Annotated in this window: 20 protein-coding genes; 4 read left to right on the top strand and 16 right to left on the bottom strand. The window is 35.4% G+C overall.

The window, feature by feature from the left end:
• Positions 1–8: 8 nt before the first annotated feature.
• The 4 genes from OL233_RS08405 to trxB all read right to left on the bottom strand — a co-directional run bounded on the left by OL233_RS08405 (position 9) and on the right by trxB (position 3,681).
• A complete protein-coding gene (locus tag OL233_RS08405) occupies positions 9–836 on the bottom strand; it encodes an MBL fold metallo-hydrolase (protein ID WP_275471882.1) in 828 nt (275 codons plus the stop codon).
• Positions 837–917: 81 nt separating this feature from the next.
• Positions 918–2,093: a nucleotidyltransferase gene (locus OL233_RS08400; RefSeq protein WP_275471881.1), complete on the bottom strand. Its 1,176-nt coding sequence runs from the start codon at positions 2,091–2,093 to the stop codon at positions 918–920.
• Positions 2,094–2,108: 15 nt separating this feature from the next.
• The gene (locus OL233_RS08395) at positions 2,109–2,669 is read right to left on the bottom strand and encodes a nucleotidyltransferase family protein (protein ID WP_275471880.1); all 561 of its coding nucleotides are present in this window, start codon (positions 2,667–2,669) and stop codon (positions 2,109–2,111) included.
• Between the two features lie 94 nt (positions 2,670–2,763).
• Positions 2,764–3,681 carry a thioredoxin-disulfide reductase gene (gene trxB, locus OL233_RS08390; RefSeq protein WP_275471879.1) on the bottom strand — a complete coding sequence of 306 codons (918 nt, stop codon included), beginning with the start codon at positions 3,679–3,681 and terminating at the stop codon, positions 2,764–2,766.
• Positions 3,682–3,937: 256 nt separating this feature from the next.
• On the opposite strand from trxB, the gene OL233_RS08385 reads away from it, so the two are divergent.
• Complete coding sequence (locus OL233_RS08385; protein ID WP_126829761.1) at positions 3,938–5,293, top strand: MATE family efflux transporter; 1,356 nt, start codon at positions 3,938–3,940, stop codon at positions 5,291–5,293.
• Positions 5,294–5,321: 28 nt separating this feature from the next.
• On the opposite strand, the gene OL233_RS08380 is transcribed toward OL233_RS08385, so the two are convergent.
• The 4 genes from OL233_RS08380 to OL233_RS08365 form a co-directional block, all read right to left on the bottom strand.
• Positions 5,322–7,112: an ABC transporter ATP-binding protein gene (locus OL233_RS08380; protein ID WP_275471878.1), complete on the bottom strand. Its 1,791-nt coding sequence runs from the start codon at positions 7,110–7,112 to the stop codon at positions 5,322–5,324.
• Complete coding sequence (locus tag OL233_RS08375) at positions 7,105–8,862, bottom strand: ABC transporter ATP-binding protein (protein WP_275471877.1); 1,758 nt, start codon at positions 8,860–8,862, stop codon at positions 7,105–7,107. Before OL233_RS08375 ends, OL233_RS08380 begins: the two co-directional genes overlap by 8 nt.
• 90 nt (positions 8,863–8,952) lie before the next feature.
• Positions 8,953–9,186: a YneF family protein gene (locus OL233_RS08370; protein ID WP_126829755.1), complete on the bottom strand. Its 234-nt coding sequence runs from the start codon at positions 9,184–9,186 to the stop codon at positions 8,953–8,955.
• 110 nt (positions 9,187–9,296) lie between these two features.
• A complete protein-coding gene (locus OL233_RS08365) occupies positions 9,297–10,184 on the bottom strand; it encodes a deoxyribonuclease IV (RefSeq protein WP_275471876.1) in 888 nt (295 codons plus the stop codon).
• A gap of 243 nt (positions 10,185–10,427) precedes the next feature.
• Here OL233_RS08365 and OL233_RS08360 point away from each other — a divergent pair, with 243 nt between their 5' ends.
• Positions 10,428–12,923 (top strand): transglycosylase domain-containing protein, encoded by a 2,496-nt coding sequence (locus OL233_RS08360; protein ID WP_275471972.1) that lies wholly within the window; start codon positions 10,428–10,430, stop codon positions 12,921–12,923.
• 33 nt (positions 12,924–12,956) lie between these two features.
• Here the strand turns inward: OL233_RS08360 and ccpA are convergent, their stop codons facing one another.
• The 3 genes from ccpA to OL233_RS08345 all read right to left on the bottom strand — a co-directional run bounded on the left by ccpA (position 12,957) and on the right by OL233_RS08345 (position 15,154).
• The gene (gene ccpA, locus OL233_RS08355; protein ID WP_275471875.1) at positions 12,957–13,958 is read right to left on the bottom strand and encodes a catabolite control protein A; all 1,002 of its coding nucleotides are present in this window, start codon (positions 13,956–13,958) and stop codon (positions 12,957–12,959) included.
• Between the two features lie 260 nt (positions 13,959–14,218).
• Positions 14,219–14,692, bottom strand: coding sequence for a YtxH domain-containing protein (locus tag OL233_RS08350; RefSeq protein ID WP_275471874.1), 474 nt, complete (start codon positions 14,690–14,692; stop codon positions 14,219–14,221).
• An 18-nt stretch (positions 14,693–14,710) separates the two neighbouring features.
• A complete protein-coding gene (locus tag OL233_RS08345; protein WP_275471971.1) occupies positions 14,711–15,154 on the bottom strand; it encodes a DUF948 domain-containing protein in 444 nt (147 codons plus the stop codon).
• A gap of 146 nt (positions 15,155–15,300) precedes the next feature.
• Here OL233_RS08345 and OL233_RS08340 point away from each other — a divergent pair, with 146 nt between their 5' ends.
• Positions 15,301–16,215, top strand: coding sequence for a mechanosensitive ion channel family protein (locus tag OL233_RS08340; protein WP_275471873.1), 915 nt, complete (start codon positions 15,301–15,303; stop codon positions 16,213–16,215).
• Positions 16,216–16,242: 27 nt separating this feature from the next.
• Here the strand turns inward: OL233_RS08340 and cbpB are convergent, their stop codons facing one another.
• The 4 genes from cbpB to racE all read right to left on the bottom strand — a co-directional run bounded on the left by cbpB (position 16,243) and on the right by racE (position 19,492).
• Complete coding sequence (cbpB, locus tag OL233_RS08335) at positions 16,243–16,707, bottom strand: cyclic-di-AMP-binding protein CbpB (RefSeq protein WP_275471872.1); 465 nt, start codon at positions 16,705–16,707, stop codon at positions 16,243–16,245.
• A 91-nt stretch (positions 16,708–16,798) separates the two neighbouring features.
• The gene (locus tag OL233_RS08330) at positions 16,799–17,314 is read right to left on the bottom strand and encodes a metallophosphoesterase (RefSeq protein ID WP_275471871.1); all 516 of its coding nucleotides are present in this window, start codon (positions 17,312–17,314) and stop codon (positions 16,799–16,801) included.
• A gap of 3 nt (positions 17,315–17,317) precedes the next feature.
• Complete coding sequence (rph, locus tag OL233_RS08325) at positions 17,318–18,664, bottom strand: ribonuclease PH (RefSeq protein WP_275471870.1); 1,347 nt, start codon at positions 18,662–18,664, stop codon at positions 17,318–17,320.
• Complete coding sequence (gene racE / locus OL233_RS08320) at positions 18,665–19,492, bottom strand: glutamate racemase (protein ID WP_275471869.1); 828 nt, start codon at positions 19,490–19,492, stop codon at positions 18,665–18,667.
• A gap of 186 nt (positions 19,493–19,678) precedes the next feature.
• On the opposite strand from racE, the gene OL233_RS08315 reads away from it, so the two are divergent.
• A complete protein-coding gene (locus OL233_RS08315; protein ID WP_275471970.1) occupies positions 19,679–20,212 on the top strand; it encodes a DUF308 domain-containing protein in 534 nt (177 codons plus the stop codon).
• Between the two features lie 103 nt (positions 20,213–20,315).
• On the opposite strand, the gene OL233_RS08310 is transcribed toward OL233_RS08315, so the two are convergent.
• Complete coding sequence (locus OL233_RS08310) at positions 20,316–20,516, bottom strand: cold-shock protein (protein ID WP_126829733.1); 201 nt, start codon at positions 20,514–20,516, stop codon at positions 20,316–20,318.
• Between the last annotated feature and the right edge of the window lie 178 nt (positions 20,517–20,694).

Below are 20,694 nucleotides of genomic sequence, written 5' to 3'. Positions count from 1 at the left end.
CCTCCTAATTAAACTGTTATTTCAAAACCATCGTAAGCAATAATAAAATTATTTTCTTCAGCCCACTGGACCATTTCATGATGAAGCATTCCTCCATTATGAGAAAAATGACTCAGTACAAATTTAGTCTGTTCATCAGCTAATCCCATTTTAAACATACGATTTTTCACTTTAAGATTATCGTAAATGCTCATATGGTTTTTTGGTACTTCTACCTTTTGATGGGTGCAATCTAAACTGACCAAATTGAAATAAGGCCTCGACTTTTCCCAAAATCCCCAATTTTCTTCTAAGATATAGCCCGTATCATGGGCATAAAGTAAGGTTTTATTAGCTCGTGTCACTTGATAAATTAGACACATTTCATTCGGGTCATGGTCTGCCACTAATGGAACAACATCATATTCACCTGCTTGAAATAATCTGAAAGGTGCTACCTCGTTAAATGATAGCCTTTTTTTATCTTCCCATCCTTCTAATTCAACTGCCCGTTGATAAAAATTATGAACTCTTTCATTGCCATAAACTGAAAGCGTTGTCTCAATACCAACACTATAACCGCCCATACGCATTAATAAATCTTCAGGATAAAAATGATCAGCATGACCATGGGTTATAATAAGTTGTTCTATGTCGGCTAAGTTATAATTGTGTTGAATAAAATGAAAGTAACTGTCACCTGGAAAATCAATAAGTAAGGTATCATCTACCAGTGACTGACTTCGTGTTCTAATTTCTTTACCACCCAATTCACGAGCCTTCTGACACACTTTGCATTTACAAAAAAGAGCAGGGACTCCCTCTGCTGCTGCTGTTCCAAAATATTTTATTTTCATTTTATTACCTCCCTTACACGAAAACGTTTCCATTATAGAGACAATAATAGCACGCCCTAAAGAGCGTGCCAATGAAGTATCTTATTTTTTGATATGTGGTATTCTATAAAAATCTTGTTTAGTCGCTTCCCCACTTATTAACTCATAAACAAATCCTGCTCTAATATCCAATTCAGCAATTTTTTGATGTTCTTTTTTTAAATTACTTACAACAGGACATGTCACTATTTTACGCTGTTGTTTCATAAAAGCTTGCCCTACCTTGTTAAAGCCTAATAGTCTTAAATAAGGATTATCCCAACTTTGCGTCACTTCTTCTTCAGTTAATTGTAACAACACATAGACACAGAGTCGCTGAATTCTAGTCCAAGTAAATCGTTTTGTTTTAACCAATGCTACAAATTCTTCAAACGATGTCGCTTTTAGCACCATCTCTTTTAAACGGTATTCTATTCCTTCAACCATTTGATAGATTGTTTTTAACTCATCTTCAGACTTAACCATTAACTGATACTTTAAAAATGGCCATGCTTTTTCCCAATCAACCGGCTCACTCTCATTAAGGTCATTAAATGTTTCAACTGGTAGCACCTCACCTAGCGCCTCAAATTGATGTGACAATACAGCTTCTCTAATAGCAGTGGCACTCGCAAACTTTGTGCCATTCAATTCTTTATCATGGTAGTTCGACACCTGACGTTTTATCGGAAAAAGTGCCATAGGGTTAGTATACTTTTGATTTTCTTTAGCGTAACTCATACCTAATATATGATTAGGTGATTGAGTCGATACTGGCCAGTCAGGTAACAATAGTCGGTACACTTCATTCATTTGTTGTGGATAGCTTAATCCTAGATGATTAAGCGACTGAAACGTCTCATTAATTTCCTTTTGATTTTCTGCATTAAAACGTGCGAATTGCTCATAATCCAAAACTTCTTCGCTATCAGTCCCAAAACATAAAGAAGACACGCCTAATTCCTGAAGCAGCTTCACAGCACCTTTTGCAAAATAATCTGCAGACTGAACAGCAGATGTGACTGGTAATTCAATAACCAAGTCAGCACCATTTTCAATAGCTTCTTTTGCTCTCGTCCATTTATCAAGTATTGCTGGTTCCCCTCGTTGCAAGAAATTCCCACTCATAACGGCCACTACTACATCTGCTTGACTTGCTTCGCGAGCTGTTTCTAAATGGTACTGATGGCCGTTATGAAAGGGATTATACTCCACAATCACACCACAACTTTTCAACATATTTTTCACCTCTTTTTAGTTCTCTTTAATTATTAATTTAGGCCATCTCATCTGCCAATTCTTCGACTCTACTCTTGTTTTATAATATGCTAAATTAGTTGATGATTCACTAAAACTCGGGGTAGGTCTCACTATGCCGCGTACGTTATCATTCCACCCGAATGGCGCTATTAATCGTAACTTATCATTCTCAAGGTAAGCGCCAACAGCAGTACATCGTTCTGGAAAATTAGAGATGGCATCCTCAACTGACTTGTAGGGAGTTTGGTTTGGATGATGAACGTGCATATACACTTGATTTTTTAATTCCCATTGGCAGTTAGGGGTGTTACTATTTAATTCTTTCTCTCGCTTCAGTGTCTCATCATAACTCATCTCTGGATCAAAGAAAATAACATCAACATCTGTTAAAATCATCGCTGTTTCAGAATTATCAAATACCTCTTGCCAAATTAAATTGCGAATCGTCCCGGCACACAGACACCCTTCTTTTAAGTCTAATCCTTCGATAATCCTTAGTACGTCCATGATTTCTTGATTATTTTCTATAATTTCTCTTACTTTAGTTTCAAACATGCTTCATCACCCACCTCATCAAAAAAAGACTTGAACTTTTGTCCAAGTCTTTCTATAAATTTCCTGATTAAAAGTTATGTTTAGTTTAACACGATTAATCGTTTAACGCTTCAATATATTTGTAAACTTCTTGTCCTGCAATACTACCATCTCCAACAGCTGTTGCGATTTGGCGTAATACTGTTGCACGAACATCTCCAATAGCATAAATCCCAGGAACTGATGTTGCCATTGTGGCATCTGTCTCAATCCAACCTTCTTCATTAGTAATTCCTAATGATTTGAATGGCTCTGATAAGGGGTCTAGTCCTACATAAATGAAGACACCGTCTGCATCCATCTCAGTGATATCGCCTGTCTCAACATTTTTCAAACGTAGTCCTGTCACTTGACGGTCATTTCCTACGATTTCTTCTACTGTTGTATTCCAGATAAATTCCATTTTTTCGTTATTAAACGCACGCTCTTGTAATAATTTTTGTGCTCTTAATTTATCGCGACGGTGAATAACCGTTACTTTAGAAGCCACTTGAGTTAAATAACTACCTTCTTCAACAGCTGAATCTCCTCCACCAATCACAATTAAGTGTTTGTTACGGAAAAACGGGCCATCACAGACCGCACAGTAAGATACACCACGACCGCTGAACTCTTCTTCACCAGGGGCACCTAACTTACGATGTTCAGAACCTGTCGCAATGATAACTGTTTTAGTATCATAACGGGCATCATCTGTTACTACTGTTTTATAGTCACCATGATCTTCTATTTCAGTCACAAAACCATAAGCATGTTCTGCTCCAAAATTACTTGAATCTTCTAACATTTTACTTGCTAATTCTGGTCCTTGCACTACGCCAACACCTGGGTAGTTTTCAACCTCTGCAGTGTTATTCATTTGCCCACCAGGAATGCCTCCTTCAAGTACCATTACTGATAACTCAGCACGAGAAGCATATAAAGCGGCAGTCATCCCACCAGGTCCTGCTCCAATAATAATTACGTCACGCATTTAGACACATCCTTTAAGTTAATTTCTCTTATTACTTTAACGTTATACGCTTACTTTGTCTACACTTCTGCTTATCTTTTTTTAACAGGCATTCTTAATAATTTTTTTGTCACTTTGACTAAAATTCTTTTTTTCTTCCATATCATTCAGATACTATTGACTTTGTAAACCATTACTATAAAATTACACTTAGTAGTTTTTAAAGTTATCAATTTATGAACGCAAATAAAACATCATATTATAAGGGAGGAATTCTATGCCATCTAAATTCAAACTAAATATCTCGGATAAAGAACTGATATTTTTAAGTTGGCCTATTTTTGTAGAGATTTTTCTACGTGTTATTATCGGTAATATCAATGTCTTTATGATTTCCAGTCACTCTGAGCCTGCGGTTGCAGCCGTTGGGGCAGCGAACCAGCTTCTTAACTTGTCCGTTTTTGTCTACGGCTTTATCACTGTCGGAACTCAAATCATCATTGCTCAATTAATCGGGGCAAAACGACGAGGAGAAATTCCAACAGTTATCACAACTGCTCTATTCGGTTCTGTTGCAATTGGGGCGACAATCAGTTTAGTCTTTATCCTATTCCCAAGTCAGTTGCTTCAATTTATGAATCTTGATGCTGATTTGGTTAACATCGGAAAAGGCTACATTCAAGTCTACGGAGGAAGCTTATTCATCTCTTCGATTACAGCCACAATTGTTGCTGTTTTAAGAAGTCATGGACTAACTCGTCCAGCTTTACTCATTCCGATGACATCAAGTATTTTAGCTGTTATTGGAAATTACTTTGCCTTGTATAGCCCATTCGGCTTACCAAACTTTGGAGTAAATGGCTTAGCTTGGGCAAGTGTTTTCGGAAATACAATGGGCTTAATCATTGCCTCTCGTTTGCTTATCAAGCATGTTAAATACAATATTTTAAAAACGCATCCGAAATTATTCTCAGTCCCTTATATCAAGAGTATTCTAACACTAGGTCTGCCGTCATCAGGTGAAGCGTTCTCATATCAAGCTGCTCAAATCGTCGTGACGATGATTGTAGCTTCTCTTGGTCAAAGTGTCCTAGTTGCTAAATCATATATCACTGCAATTACACAATTTGTCTACTTGATTGCTAATTCATTAGCACAAGGAAATCAAATCATGATTGGACGTAAAGTTGGCGCTCGTGAATTAGATGATGCCTACACACGTGGTATTCGTACAATTGTTATCGCGACATGTTGCTCACTTGTGATTAGTATTTTAACATTCATCTTCATTGAACCAATCATGGGTATCTTCACAACCAATCCTGAAGTTATCGAAATTGCGAAATGGGTCTTCTTAGTGGATATCTTACTTGAAGCAGCTCGCTCAATTAACATGGTCATGGTAAATGCACTTAATGCCTCTGGCGATGTTAAATTCCCATTATTCGCAAGTTTAATGGTACTTTGGGTAATTAGCTTACCATTTTCTTATGGTCTAGCTATTAAAGCTGGTCTTGGTTTAGTCGGCGTGTGGATTGCCTACTCTATCGATGAAATACTCCGGAGTTTCTTAATGATTTACCGGTGGAAATCAGGTGTCTGGCGTACCAAATCAACTATCGTTCAAAAATAAAAAGTGTTCCCAATTGGGAACACTTTTTTTATTCGCTTTTTTGTAGACGGTACATATCGTAGTACAATCCTTCTTGTTCAATCAATTCATCATGATTACCACGTTCTACGATTGAGCCTTTTTCTAAGACTAAAATCAATTCCGCATCACGAATAGTTGATAAACGGTGAGCAATTGCTAAAGTCGTCCGACCTTTACGCATCCGTTTCAAGCCTTCTTGAATTAAACCTTCTGTCTCTGTATCAATATTAGCTGTTGCTTCATCTAAAACTAAAATCTTAGGATCCGTTACAATCGTTCTAGCAAATGAAATCAATTGACGTTGTCCACTAGAATAACTTGCACCACGCTCAATAACCTTTGCATGATAACCACCCGGTAATGATTCAATAAACTTATCAGCTTGAACAAATTCAGCCGCCGCTTTAATTTCCTCATCAGTAATCGTTTTATCTAATAACCGAATATTGCCTGAGATATCACCATAAAACATAAAGGCATCCTGTAAAACCAACCCCATCTTGCGGCGAAGCTCCTCAATCGGGTACTCTCTAATATCACGATCATCGATTAAGATTTCGCCTTCATAAAATTCATAAAAACGCATCATCACATTTATAATGGAACTTTTACCACTTCCTGTATGACCTACTAAGGCCACTGTTTCACCTGGATTTGCGACAAAGCTAATGTTATTTAAGACGTTATGTTTACCATCGTAAGAGAAGCTCACATTACGAAACTCGATCTTACCTTCTACAATTTCTTCACTTGCATCGGGATTTTGACTAGGTGCTAATTCGTCATAATCCATAATTTTAAGGATACGACTTCCTGCTACCATTCCATCTTGAAAGACACTTAGAGAATCCATCATGTTAATCATAGGTTGGAAGAACGCACGAACATAAGAAATAAAGACAAAAATCAGCCCAACTTCTAAAGGTTGCGTCAGAGATGAATAGCCAAAATACCCTAGTACCATAGCAATCGCCAAAGCAACTAATAAGTTAATAATTGGTGCTAAAAGCAATGAGTTTGTCTTAATCATTTGGAAACGTGTTTTTAAATACTCATCATTTGTCTTTTCAAACTCTTCTTCTAAACGTTTCTCTTGTCTAAACTGCTGGATAATACTCATACCTGAAATTGATTCGTTTAACTTAGTATTCAACTGACTTAACTTTTCACGCATATTACGGTAAACACGTGAGCTGAATTTTTGGTAAAACCAAATCACTAATAATAAAACAGGTAAAAATAACAGTGCTAGTCCAGCTAGCGTTGGACTAATCGTGTACATCGCAATAACAGATGTTGTCACACTGAAAATTCCAGTTAAGACGTATAAGAAAACATACCAGAAATCAAATAACGACTCCGTATCATTCGTTACTCTAGACACTATAGAACCTGCTGGTGTTTGATCAAAATAACGCATACCCATTGACTGAACTTTTTTAAACAGCTGACTTCTAATATGTTGAAATGTATTCGTCGACGCTACAGAATACAAGTACAGTTGAAAGAACCAAATAAAAGCTTTAACCATAGTTGCAACCAAGTATAACAAGGCAAAATATAATACAATTTGTGCCGTTGCACTCTGAGGTTTTAAATACCCATCAATTAAGACTTGGATAATTTTAGGCATCATAATATTAACAATAGACAACACAATAGATAACACGATAGATATTATAAATTGCCATTTAAAAGGAGTCGCATAGTGTAATAATCGTTTAACAATCGTCACTTGCTCTTTGACTGGTATTGATTTAGACCAGGCATTTTCATTTGTCTGATTTTGATTACTCATCGGTGCTACCTCCTTCAATTTTACTTTCTAATTGTTGCTGTTCATACATTTTCGTATACCAACCATTTAATGCTAATAACTCTTGATGAGTGCCTCGTTCAATAATAGCACCCTCATCTATCACGATAATTTCTTCTGCATGCATCACACTACTTATACGGTGAGCGGCAATAATCGTTGTTTTGTTCTGACGTTCTTCTTTTAGATGACGTAAGATTTTTTCTTCCGTCTTAGCGTCTACAGCTGATAGTGCATCATCTAAAATTAAAAGTTCTGGTTCTGTAATAACCGCTCTAGCGATTGACAGTCGTTGTTTTTGTCCTCCAGATAATGACACACCTCGTTCTCCTACCATCGTGTCGTAACCTTCTGGCATCCCTTCAATATCTGAGTGAACTGCTGTCAATTCTGCAGCAGCCTCTACTTGTGCTTGCGTCGCTCTAGGTTCACCAAAACGAATGTTATCACGAATGGTCATCGAGAATAGGAAATGGTCTTGTGGGACATACCCAACAGCATTTAAAATAGAATCAAATGAATACTGTCTGATATCCGTCTCGCCAAAAGTAATACTTCCTTTATACTCGTCATATTCACGCATAATTAATTTAAGAAGTGTTGTCTTACCTGCACCAGTCTTACCTACTACACCTAATGTGTGACCTTCAGATAAATGGACAGCAATGTCTTTTAATGTCGCATGCTCTGACTTATCGTAGCTAAATCTTTCAATATTAATCGCTAAATCCCCCTTAGCTGGCGCTTTAATCGCATCAGCAGGTTCGATAATAGTTGAACGTTCTGCTAGTAATTCTTGAACACGGTCATAACTCGCATTTCCTTTTTCCATAACATTAAATAAACGACCTATCGCAAACATTGGCCAGATTAACATTGAAATATAATCAATAAAGGTAATCAACTGTCCGATAGTAATATCACCAGACATAATAAAACGACTTCCTACAATAATTGTTAAAATATAAGAGAGCCCAATAATTAACGTGATAAGTGGATCAAATAGTGAATCTAAACGCATGACTTTTTTTATCTTGCCAATAGCGTCACTAATTTTCGAATCAAACTCTTCGATATCTTCTTTTTCTTGCCCAAACGTTTTAATTACTTTAATACCCGTAATACTTTCTTGAGCTTTATCATTGATACTTGAAAAAGCCTCTTGTTGTACTTTAAAAGCATCATGTAATTTACTCCCTAATTTTCTAGAAGTAAAGGCTAATAATGGTAGCGGGATTAAAGCGATTAACGTTAGACGCCAATCGACAAAGAAAATCATCGCCAAGATGGTTACTCCACCATTCACCATTGAATCAGCAAATGTTAGAATACCTGCTCCTGCCACATTTTGAATAGCCGTCAAGTCATTAGTAGCATGAGCCATCAAATCCCCTGTACGGTATTTTTGATAAAACTGATTATCCATCTCTGTAAAATGATGGAACAGTTGACGTCTCATATTTTTTTCAAGCTTAGCCGCACTTCCCCAAATATTAGTACGCCAGATATAGCGCAGTAAATATTGTAAAATACCTACGATCACTAATAAACCAATCCACATAATAAGTCGACGAATCGTTAACTTCCCAACACTGATTTCATCAATAACTAACCCAATTACACGCGGTGAAATGATTTGTAGAAAAGAAACTAAAATCAACGATGTAACACCTATAATGTAAGCTTTTCGTTCTTGTTTAAAGAACCAGCCTAATTTTTTAAAAATACTCATTCTATCTTTCACTCCTTTACCTGTTTTTAGGATAAAGAAAAAACGGATAGACGTAATCTACCCGTTTTTTAATCTACTAAACTAAGCCAACTATTTTTTAGTTGGTTTAGAGGCTTGATTTTTCATACTTTGTGCCATTTGACGAATTTTTTTCTCAGATGGTTTTTGTCCCATTTGCATCATCATCATACGCAACATATCCTCATTAACGGGAGGATTTTTTTTCAAATAGTCTTCCATATATTTACGTGCAAGGAAGAATCCTGCTACTGCACCAATAATTAACGCTAAGATAACTAATAAAATAACTAAACCTGTGCTCATTTTTTTACTCTCCTTCCTTTAAACTCATTGTGACTTACTAATTAATTGTACTAAAAAAGCCATCAAATGGAAAGTTAAAACTTAGAAATTATAACATTGTTTTTATGTGATTAAGCGTTAGCAATGTCTTCTAACAGATTTTCATTGAAAACACCTGAACGTAACATTGCGATTTCATGTTTGTATGGAGCCTTAGCTGTCTTTTTATCTTCACCAACGTATGGTGTTTCTAAAATCTTAGGTAAGTTTTCTAATTTGGGATGATGAACTATTTTATTTAGTGGCTCAAAGCCAATTTCACCAAAGCCAATGTTAGCATGACGGTCTTTATGCGCACCACGAACATTTTTGGAATCATTAACGTGAATGACTTTCAATTTATCTAACCCAATTACACGGTCAAATTCATCTAACACTGCATCAAAGTCTGTTACATCATAACCTGCATCGTGGATGTGACACGTATCTAACGTTACTGATAATTTATCTTTAAGTGTTACACCCTCAATAATGGCAGCAATTTCTTCAAATGTACGACCGATTTCAGTTCCCTTTCCTGCCATTGTCTCAAGAGCGATTTGTGGAATTTGATCTTCAGTCAGGACTTCATTTAACCCTTTAACAATTTGAGCAATCCCTGCTTCTGGACCTGCTCCGACGTGTGCACCTGGATGCATTGTAATTTGTGTCGCACCTAATGCTTCTGCACGTGCAATCTCTTCTCTTAGAAATTGAGTGGCAAAAGGAAAATTCTCTGGTTTAATTGTATTTCCTAAGTTAATAATGTAAGGAGCGTGAACCACCATGTCTGAAAGTCCAGCTTCTTTCATCATTAATTGACCCTTTTCAATATTCATATCTTCTATTGCTTTACGTCTTGTATTTTGAGGTGCCCCTGTATAAATCATAAACGTACTTGATTCATAACTCGCTGCTTGTTCAGCTGCACCCAATAACATTTTTTTACCACTCATACTTACGTGTGATCCTATTAACATTTCATTTCCTCCGATACACTCTATTTAATTTTAAATTATTATCGATTAGTATTACCCTACAACTTTAAGCTATTTTCTAAGACAGAACAACCTTATTGCCTACTATTTTTGCACAATTTATTAAGTTTTTATGTAATATCCTTCTATTATCAAACAGAACAACTACAAATACTAGGAATGACTAGTATTTTTTGCTATAATTAACTAATATATTTTAGATTTCGAGGTGGAAAATTCGTGTCAATGTTTAAAAGACGTTCAATAAATCGACAACAAGACAAACAGTCTCAAAAAGTAGCAGTGATTGATTCCCCTGCAACACTCTTTAATGTTATATTTGGGGTTTTAAAATCTCTTATTTTCTTCTTTATCTGTATCTTTGTATTATTAGGAGTATTAGGTATTGGTATTGGTGCAGGTTATTTTGCTTTCCTAGTATCAGATACCAACGTCCCAACAAAATCTGAATTGATTTCAAAGATTAATAATTCCGCTCAGATTTCAAAAATCACTTACCAAAATGATGAAAAAGTATCTGATATTAAATCTGACCTACTTAGAACGAAGGCAGCATCAAAAGAAATATCACCTTTAGTTAAACAAGCTTTAATCTCTACAGAGGATGAAAATTTCGAACGACATAAAGGTGTCGTACCCAAAGCAATAATTCGTGCGCTCGTATCTGACTTAACAGGTTTTGGCGGCGCATCTGGTGGTTCAACAATCACTCAACAATTAATCAAACAACAAGTATTAACCAATGAAACATCATACAAACGTAAAGCCAATGAAATATTACTAGCATTGAAAACAGAAAAATATTTTACAAAAGATGAAATTATTACCGCCTATTTGAATGTTTCACCTTTTGGTAGAAATAATTCTGGACAAAATATTGCAGGTATTCAAGAAGCAGCATTTGGTATTTTTAACAAAAAAGCCGCTGATCTAAATCTACCTCAAGCAGCATTTATCGCTGGACTACCCCAAAGTCCCATTGTATATAGTCCATTTGATGGTGCTGGTGATATTAAAGAGGAAGACAATCTATCATTTGGTTTAAAACGTAAAAATCATGTGCTGTTTAATATGTATAAAGAAGGCTTTATCAAACGTGGTGAATACGAAGAAGCACTTTCATATGACATCACTAAAGACTTCAAACCACAAGAAAATATTCAAGCGAATACAAGCAGTTTCCTATACCAATATGCGTTTCACGAAGCCGCTTTAAAATTAATGCCAATCTATTATGAAGCTGATGGTTTTAAACGCAAAGAAGTAGAAGAAAATGATGCTAAATTCCAGCGCTATTATGATATTGCAACACAAGAGTTACGAAATGGCGGCGTTACTGTAAAAACGACAATTGACCAAAAAGTATACACTGCTCTTCAAGAAGCAGAAGCAACATACGCACCAAAAATTGATGATGGTCGAGGGACTATTCAAAATGGTAGTGCTATGATTGATAATCAAACAGGACGGGTAATCGCTTTTGTAGGTGGTCGTGATTTCAACTCAAACCAAAACAACCACGCTACTCAAACAAGACGTTCACCTGGTTCAACAATTAAGCCACTTATTGCTTATGCGCCTGCTATTGATGTTGGATTAATTGGTAGTGAATCAATGTTATCTAACAACTCTAGGAAATACCGTGATGGACATAAACTTAGAAACTATTCTGGTAAGAAAACTACTGGATTTGAAACAGTTCGAGAAGCTCTACGCGTATCTGATAATGTACCTGTCGTAGAACTTTACCAAGAGCTACTTAAAGTAGCGAATCCGAAAGACTATTACGACAAAATGAATATGGTTATGGATGAAAAAGAATTTAAATACGAATCTATTCCAGTTGGTGGAACAGATTATGGTCCAACGGTTCTAGAACAAACTAATGCATTTGCCACTCTAGCTAATGAAGGAAAATATGCTGAAAATTATGTGATTGATAAAATCATAGACAGTGAGGGTAATGTTTTATATGAACATAAAGTAAAACCTGTTGAAGTCTACTCAAAAGCAACAGCCTCTATTATGAATGATATGATGAGAGATGTTGTTAATAAAGGAACTGGTGTGGATGCCAAGAAATATATGGAAGAAATGGCAAGCGGTGCACACAAAGGAGACTGGGTTGGTAAAACTGGTACATCTCAAGAGTTCAGAGACTATTGGTTTATCGCGTCAACACCTGGTGTCACAATCAGTTCATGGATAGGGTACGATGATAATACTCCTCTCTATAAAGAATGGGATAAACGTAATAAGGAACTTTGGGCTCGTCTAGTGACAGCTGCCTATATGACAAATCCTGATCTATTTAAAATTGATAAAAAATTCAAACTAGATACAACTGTAAAAAAAGAAAAAGTCTCTAGCTTTACTGGTCAAAAACCTGGTAAAGTAAAAGCAAACGGCTATACACAACAAACGCCTGGTAAAGAAATCACTTCACTTTGGGCTAAAAAAGGACCTGAAAAATCTACCTTTAGATTTGGTATTGGTGGTACTGATGACAATTACAAAGATGCATGGAATAACCCCTATGGTTCCGTTACTTCTGCACCTCCTGTAACTTCACCAGCTCCAGCACCTGCACCAACTCCGGCTCCGGTCCAAAATTATAATAATGGTTATAATAACTATAATAATGGCTATAAGAACGGTTATACCAATTATAATACCTACAATAATGGTTACACGAACTATAATAATGGCTATAGACGTTAAAAAAAAGCTTGAGGAGTAATCCTCAAGCTTTTTTTATTTAGTTGAACCGCGTTTTACAATATTATGTGGCAACACGATTGTTTTTTCTTCTACATCTTCTTTATTCATCAATTTAGTCAAAAGACGCATTGAGACAGCTCCCATATCATATAACGGTTGACTGATACTTGTTAAACGAGGTCTCGCCATGTCAGTTAATACAGTATTATTACTTGTAATAATTTCAAACTCTTCTGGAACTTTAACACCCTTGTCTTGTAAGCCATTCATAATTCCTACTGCTAATTCATCATCTACAATATAAGCTGCAGTTGCCCCACTATTGATAATACGCTCGGCAAGTTTTTCTCCTGCTTTATATTCATAAGGTGTTTCAAAAACTAAACCTTCAGTAAATGTTATTTTTGCTTCTTTCAAAGCTTTTTTATATCCTGTTAAGCGATTTTGACCGTTAATTGGATCAACTAATGCTCCACTGATAAAGGCAATTTTATCATGTCCATTTTCTGCTAAGACAGCGGTTGCCTCTTTAGAGGCAGCATGATAATCAATATTAACTGAACCAACTTGTTTATCAGGGTCAATTGAACCTGCCAGTACAACAGGTGTTTTAGAACGTGAAAATTCTGCTCTGATTGAATCTGTAATATGATGACCCATGAAAATAATACCATCTACTTGTTTTGCTAGTAGATTATTTAAAACATTTACTTCTTTTTCGTCATTACCATCTGAATTGGCTAAAATAATATTATATTTGTACATTGTAGCAACATCATCAATACCACGTGCTAATGATGAAAAATAAATATTACTTACGTCAGGAATAATAACTCCAACTGTTGTTGTTTTTTTACTTGCTAAACCACGAGCTACTGCATTAGGGCGATAATCAAGACGATCAATTACCTCTAATACTTTTTTACGCGTTGCTGGTTTTACATTTGGGTTACCGTTGACAACACGAGAAACCGTCGCCATTGAGACATTTGCTTCACGCGCAACGTCATAAATTGTAATTGTTTGTTTTTCCATAATAATTCTCCTTTAATTTAGCAATAAAATTCCAAAAATCTAGTTTATGAAAACGTCTCTTTTTTTCTGAAAAATCTATTTACATTTCTTTAAACTAAGATTAACAAATTTCCATCACCATTGCAAGCGTTTTTATTCATATTTTCATGAAACTTTATGTTTTCTTTCAATACACAAAAAAAGAAAACCATTATCTAGGATAATGGTTTTTTACATATCAATAAAACTTATATAGAACACAAAACTATTTTTTATGTAAATTAATTTTCTTCACTTACATCTTCTAATATTTCATCAACAGTATCAGAAACTACTTCAGCCATTTCTTCAGCTTCTTCTGTTACTTCTTCTGTAGTTTCAGATAAATCAATGACGATATCCTCTTCTTGCTCTTCTAACTCGCGATCCATCAAATCCATCGCTTCTTCAAAAGACATCATATCATCATCAGTCGATGTTTTAACTTTTTTAGCAAGCTCAGAAGATTGATTTTTAATAGTAGTAAAGGCATCATTAGAAGTTTTTACCGCTTTATCTTTCAATATAGAGGCTTTACTAATTGCTTGATTAACAAATTCTGGGTTATTTTCATTAGAAGTAAAGTCATTCGTTTTTTCTGTTAACTCATCTCTTAAATCTTTACCTGACTTTGGTGCAAATAATAAAGCTGCTGCTGCTGCTGCTGCTCCTCCAACTATTAAACCTGATAAAAAGCCATTTGATTTTTTACTCATCCTAATTCCTCCTAAAATCTATTTTTTAAACGTTTTCCACGCTGTACGACTTAATTTTGTTGCAAGTGATGCTTTAGCGGCATTTGAGCCTATGATTCCAACTTTACTAGCTACATTACGACTTGATTCATTTAAATCTGATACGCTTGTACTTAAATCGGCCACTGCTGTAAATAACGGATCAATTGTTTCTACCTTTTGATTTACATCGGCTAATAATGTATTGCTTTTCATCAATAAATCTTCTACTTGAATTGTTAAAACATTAACATCTTTTGTAACGGATTGAATGGTAACATTTGTTTCATCGATCATTGCTGTAGCTTTTTCAATAGCTTCATTTGTTGCCGTAATTGTTTTAACAATTTTGGGTAGTGTCATAATACAACATACAATAATAACAATAACTAAAATTACAAACGCAATTGCTGCGATTAATGCTGCGATTTCTCCACCTGTCATAGTTATAATCCTTTCTCTACGTTCTATGTCTATTTTCATTATTTAGCATACCACCTATAGTAAAATATCTCAATTAAAAAAAGAATAAAGCTCCTATTTTAGAATTTTTCTTTTTTCTGATACAATAAAAGCAAGGAGTGATTATTATGAGTCTGTCTAATTTTTATTTACTAAATTTTGTAGCCTATGGTGAAACAACTTCAAGTGAAGCTACAGAAAAACTTTCAAATCTAAAAAGAGTCTGGCATACGATTGATTGGGATAGATTGATTTCTCTCACCCTTTCTAAAGGCTTCAGCTTAATCCTTGCACTGTTTATTATCGGACTCATTATGCGTATCGGTATTCGATTAATCAAGAAAGGCTTTGCCAATTATAAAAAAAGAGATCTCTATAGCGCAAGTCGTGTGGACACTTTAGAAAAACTAACCACCAATGCCTATCAGTACACACTTTACTTTGTGCTACTCTATACGATATTATCAATTTTTGGTGTCCCTGTAGCATCATTAATCGCAGGTGCGGGAATTGCTGGTATTGCAATTGGCCTTGGTGCTCAAGGCTTTATTAACGACCTCTTAACTGGATTCTTTATTATTTTAGAACGCCAAATTGATGTTGGTGACCATGTCATTATTGGTGAAATAGAAGGGTTTGTCCAAGCGGTTGGTCTAAGAACAACACAAGTAAAAGGTGCAGATGGAACACTTCATTACATACCCAATGGTCAAATTACTATTGTCAGTAATCTTTCTCGTGAGAACATGTTGGCACTGATTAAACTAAGAATTAAACCCGATACTGATATACAAAAAGTAGCTGACATTATAACTAAGGTTAATGAAAACCTTCTGCCTCTTTATCCTGAAATTAAAGAGGGGCCCATCAATAAAGGACTCATCGACCTTGGAAATGGAAACTTTGCAATCAAAATTATTATTTATACGCTTAACGGTAGTCAGTTTAAAGTCCAAGCTGATTTTTTGGCCGCCTATCTAGAAGCCTTAACAGAAGCTGGTATTGAACTACCACAATCCCCATTGCCACTAACGCCCATTTAAAAAAACACCTGCCAACTGGCAGGTGTTTTACTTTTCATTTAATTCATAAGTACTCTCTAATGAATGTGCTAAATGGTTAACCGATTTTAAAATTTCACGTCTTGTCACAATTCCGGCAAAACAATTATTTTCATCAACAACTGGGACAAAGGGGTGATCCACTAACAAATGCATAATATATTCAATGTCATAAGGAAGTGTTATCGTTTTAATAGCCGTGTCCATCACATCTTTTACTAAACGGCCGTTTAAGTTTTCTGGATCAATCTCTGTTAAATCAAACATAGCATCCATGATATGTGATAAGCCAATCAAACCCACTATCTCACCTTTACGATTTAATACAGGTATTCTACTATAACTCACTTTAGATAAAACAAGTAAGGCATGGTTTAAAGGATTCTCATCCATGACATGCGCCACTTTTTCATCTGGAATTAAAAAACAGTCCTCATTTTCTAGCAGTAACTCTTTAACTTTATTTCCAATCATGAAAAAATCCTCCTTAACCACTTTAGAACTCTTCTTAATTTTAACCTATACTGGCAATAGTTCCATTATTTTTGCTATTCCTTAAGAGAATTTAATCTTTTCGAAAGCTTCGTGACAATTCTTCAATACATTTATGATTTCTTTCAAAATATGACACATTATAACCAGATTCTGTACTCTCTACAATCGCATACGTCTTGTAAGAATACATTCCTCGGGGCTGCGAAATACTTCCTGGATTTAAGAGTAATATATCATCAATACGTTCCACACCTAACTTGTGAGTATGACCATAAAAAGCAACCGTGGCCCCTACTTCTTTAGCACGGTATACCAGATTATTTAATGTTTGATTAACGTTAAGCAAATGCCCATGAGCAATAAAAATCTTGTCTGCTTTCATGTCCACTAATTGTTCTCTCTTGAAACGAGGGTCAAAATCACAGTTACCCGTCACAACAATAAAATCTTGCCACAACGTATCTGTAGGATCTAATTCAGAATCGCCACAATGAAACATACCATCAACTTTTCCTTTATAAGTATCAGCTAAATCAACCAAACAATCACGGTCTCCGTGGTTATCACTTACGACTAAATACTTCATGCCTTAAACTCCTTTATACCACTCATCCCAAGCATTATCTAACGCTTTAATAGCTTGAGCCCTATGACTGATTTTATTTTTTTCAGAACCTGATAATTCTGCCATTGTTTTATTTAAAGAGGGCACTAAGAACAATGGGTCATAGCCAAAACCATTATCACCACGAGGAATAGCTAATATCTCCCCCTTGACCTCTCCTTCTACTACCAAACTTTCTTTACCAGGAGCTGCTACAGCAAGTGTACAGTGGAACTTAGCTGTACGTTCTGATTGCGGGATATCTGTTAGCTCATGCATTAATTTTGCATTATTAGCGGCATCACTTTTTAATTTTCCTGCGTAACGTGCTGAATACACACCTGGTTGACCATTTAAAGCATCCACCATCAAACCTGAATCATCTGCCAACACCAAACAATTAAATTTTTTAGAAATTGTTTCTGCTTTAAGTAACGCATTTTCTGTGAAAGTTTTACCCGTCTCTTCTACTTCAGGTACATCTGGAAAATCTAATAATGTTTTAACAGCTAGGCCTTTTTCTTTGAAAATAGCTTCAAATTCTTTGGCTTTCCCTTTATTTCCTGTTGCAATTAAAATAACAGAGTCCTCTCCCACTTCCACACCTGCTGATTGAGGAGCTAATACTTCTTGTTGTCTAGCAATTAATTCTTTTATCCCTAAATCTCCAACTTGTAAGAGTTGATTTAATTCTGCTGCTGTAAAGGTTGATTCTTCACCAGTTCCTTGAATTTCAACAAACTCACCAGATTCTGTCATAACTAGGTTCATATCAACTGCTGCAGCTGAATCTTCAACGTAGTCTAAATCTAGCACAACTTCTTTCGTAGGCAGTACACCCACACTAACAGCTGCCAAGTGTTCTTTAATTGGATTTTCTGTTAACTCACCTGATTCAATTAATTTTTCAATAGCCAGTGATAAGGCAACAAAAGCGCCAGTAATACTAGCCGTACGAGTTCCACCATCTGCTTGGATGACATCACAATCCACAATGATTGAACGTTCACCTAATTTTTCTAAATCTACAACACTACGAAGTGAACGCCCGATTAAACGTTGGATCTCCATCGTACGACCTGTTAGCTTCCCTTTCGCACTCTCACGTCTATTACGCGTATTTGTCGCGCGTGGTAACATGCTGTACTCAGCCGTCACCCATCCGGTACCTAGGCCTCTTAAAAAAGGTGGTACTCTGTCTTCTAATGTCGCTGCACAGAATACCTTAGTATCACCAAAAGAAATCAATACTGAACCTTCTGGGTGTTTTAATACATCTTTTTCAATCGTTACTTTTCTTAATTCATTATAGTCTCGACCATCATGTCTCATTTATAATTCTCCTTTTTTATCTTTCTCTATTTTTGCCTTCTTAACTTCTACATTTGATAATCCTAACCAATCAGAAGCAATTTCCTCAAACATGACCACTGAACCTGTCGCATAAAATTCATGTGATAAGTCATTACGCTTAGCTGGTGCTGCTATTTCAAAATAATCCAATAACATACTAATATGGTCTACCGTCTCTGCTCCTGAGTCAATTAAAGAAACATCACTTCCCATAACATTTTGAATGAGTGGGCGTAGTAGGGGGTAATGTGTACAGCCTAAAACTAAACAATCTACCTTTTTTTCTTTTAAAGGTTTCAATGTCTCAGCTACCACCATTTTTGCAAGTGGAGAGGCATACTTTTTACTTTCTACTATAGGAACAAATTTAGGACAAGCCAACTCTATCACTTCAGTATCTGGTGATTTACCAGTTATAGTATTGCCATATGCATGGCTTGCTACTGTTCCTTCAGTCCCTATAACAGCAATCTTATTATTAACCGTTCTTTTAATTGCTTCACTACTACCTGGTAATATGACACCTATTACTGGTATATCAATTTCTTTTCTTAAAATATCAAGAGCTACTGCTGTTGCAGTATTACAAGCAATCACCAACATCTTAATATTTCTTTCTAATAAAAACTGCGTCATTTCGCGTGTATATTGAATCACTTGTTCTACAGGTCTAGGTCCATAAGGGCAACGAGCTGTATCGCCTAAATAAATGACTTTTTCATTCGGTAATTGACGTAATGCTTCTTTAACAACAGTCAAGCCACCTACTCCCGAATCAATAAATCCAATAGCACCAAGATTAGACATACTATTCCCTCATTTCTTTTTATTCTAACTACTCTATTTTCCCTTTTTTTGCTTGAGTTTTCAAGTGATTTAACTAGTAATTAACAAACTATTAGACTTATTCTCCATCAACATCTAGCTATTGACTGTTATTTAATATAAAATAATAAGTAACTTAAAAATATGGAGGGTATTTCAGTGAAAAATATGATCAATCAACTACAAAAGTTCACGTTACTTAGAATTTTAATTTTTATTGTCATTGGATGTTTAGTTGTTTTTAAACCAAAACTAATCTTTACAAGTATTATCTATACACTGGCAGCATACTTATTATTAATCGGACTACTCAATCTTTTTCAAGCTATTAAGGCATCAAAAGTGACTCATACTATATTAGGTCCTGAGTTTATTACAGCTTGCATGTACTTTTTATTTACTCTAATTGTCCTTATCTTTTCAAAAGTCATTATTAGCATGTTACCATTCGTTTTAGGGATTTTAATTGTTCTAAATGGTTTAGTACAATTAACTACTGATCAAACGATCAAAGAAGTTAACCCTAGATATAGACTTGGACATAATATCTATAGTGTGATTATTATTATTGCAGGTGTTCTACTTATATTTAACCCATTTTCAAGTATCATTTTATTATTCAGAGTATTTGGAGGCATTTTAATTTTCATCGGTGTCTCTGAAGCAGTTAGACTTTTTATGCAAAATAAAAAGCACTATTAAAAAAAAAGACGGAAGATCATTCTTCCGTCTTTTTTTTGCTCTTTTAAAAATAAAAAAACAACTAAACCGAAGTTTAGTTGTTTAAATTAGTAAAGTTATGGAATTAAGCTTTAACGATGTTAGTAGCTTGTAATCCACGTTGACCTTCTTCAACGTCGAAAGTCACTGCTTGACCTTCTTCTAAAGTTTTGAATCCTTCACCTTGGATAGCTGAGAAGTGTGCGAACACGTCTGAACCGTCTTCTTGAGTGATGAAACCGAAACCTTTGTCTGCGTTAAACCATTTTACTGTTCCTTGAGCCATTGTTGTTTCCTCCTGTTGCGCATAGCGCGTTTTATTGCAATAAATATCGATGCTACAAAAGAGGTGTCTCAAAACAATAAATGTTTAGTAACCTGCATGTGTATCTAACTTATTACATACTTAGTATATCGCACTTTTATTAATATGTAAAGGGCTAAATAGTATTAAATAAAAATAA

Source organism: Vagococcus proximus (assembly GCF_029143285.1).
Classification (GTDB): domain Bacteria; phylum Bacillota; class Bacilli; order Lactobacillales; family Vagococcaceae; genus Vagococcus_D; species Vagococcus_D proximus.
This window is presented reverse-complemented; position numbering and strand designations above follow the sequence as displayed.

Bases quoted from the DNA above. Each gene is read 5' to 3' on its own strand.
- OL233_RS08340 (WP_275471873.1), top strand. From the start codon at position 15,301: ATGAGTCTGTCTAATTTTTATTTACTAAATTTTGTAGCCTATGGTGAA.
- OL233_RS08400 (WP_275471881.1), bottom strand. From the start codon at position 2,093: ATGTTGAAAAGTTGTGGTGTGATTGTGGAGTATAATCCCTTTCATAAC.
- OL233_RS08370 (WP_126829755.1), bottom strand. From the start codon at position 9,186: ATGAGCACAGGTTTAGTTATTTTATTAGTTATCTTAGCGTTAATTATT.
- rph (WP_275471870.1), bottom strand. From the start codon at position 18,664: ATGAGACATGATGGTCGAGACTATAATGAATTAAGAAAAGTAACGATT.
- ccpA (WP_275471875.1), bottom strand. From the start codon at position 13,958: ATGGAAAAACAAACAATTACAATTTATGACGTTGCGCGTGAAGCAAAT.
- OL233_RS08350 (WP_275471874.1), bottom strand. From the start codon at position 14,692: ATGAGTAAAAAATCAAATGGCTTTTTATCAGGTTTAATAGTTGGAGGA.
- OL233_RS08345 (WP_275471971.1), bottom strand. From the start codon at position 15,154: ATGACAGGTGGAGAAATCGCAGCATTAATCGCAGCAATTGCGTTTGTA.
- OL233_RS08360 (WP_275471972.1), top strand. From the start codon at position 10,428: ATGTTTAAAAGACGTTCAATAAATCGACAACAAGACAAACAGTCTCAA.
- OL233_RS08385 (WP_126829761.1), top strand. From the start codon at position 3,938: ATGCCATCTAAATTCAAACTAAATATCTCGGATAAAGAACTGATATTT.
- trxB (WP_275471879.1), bottom strand. From the start codon at position 3,681: ATGCGTGACGTAATTATTATTGGAGCAGGACCTGGTGGGATGACTGCC.
- OL233_RS08310 (WP_126829733.1), bottom strand. From the start codon at position 20,516: ATGGCTCAAGGAACAGTAAAATGGTTTAACGCAGACAAAGGTTTCGGT.
- OL233_RS08365 (WP_275471876.1), bottom strand. From the start codon at position 10,184: ATGTTAATAGGATCACACGTAAGTATGAGTGGTAAAAAAATGTTATTG.
- OL233_RS08315 (WP_275471970.1), top strand. From the start codon at position 19,679: ATGATCAATCAACTACAAAAGTTCACGTTACTTAGAATTTTAATTTTT.
- cbpB (WP_275471872.1), bottom strand. From the start codon at position 16,707: ATGATTGGAAATAAAGTTAAAGAGTTACTGCTAGAAAATGAGGACTGT.
- OL233_RS08380 (WP_275471878.1), bottom strand. From the start codon at position 7,112: ATGAGTAATCAAAATCAGACAAATGAAAATGCCTGGTCTAAATCAATA.
- OL233_RS08375 (WP_275471877.1), bottom strand. From the start codon at position 8,862: ATGAGTATTTTTAAAAAATTAGGCTGGTTCTTTAAACAAGAACGAAAA.
- OL233_RS08395 (WP_275471880.1), bottom strand. From the start codon at position 2,669: ATGTTTGAAACTAAAGTAAGAGAAATTATAGAAAATAATCAAGAAATC.
- racE (WP_275471869.1), bottom strand. From the start codon at position 19,492: ATGTCTAATCTTGGTGCTATTGGATTTATTGATTCGGGAGTAGGTGGC.
- OL233_RS08330 (WP_275471871.1), bottom strand. From the start codon at position 17,314: ATGAAGTATTTAGTCGTAAGTGATAACCACGGAGACCGTGATTGTTTG.
- OL233_RS08405 (WP_275471882.1), bottom strand. From the start codon at position 836: ATGAAAATAAAATATTTTGGAACAGCAGCAGCAGAGGGAGTCCCTGCT.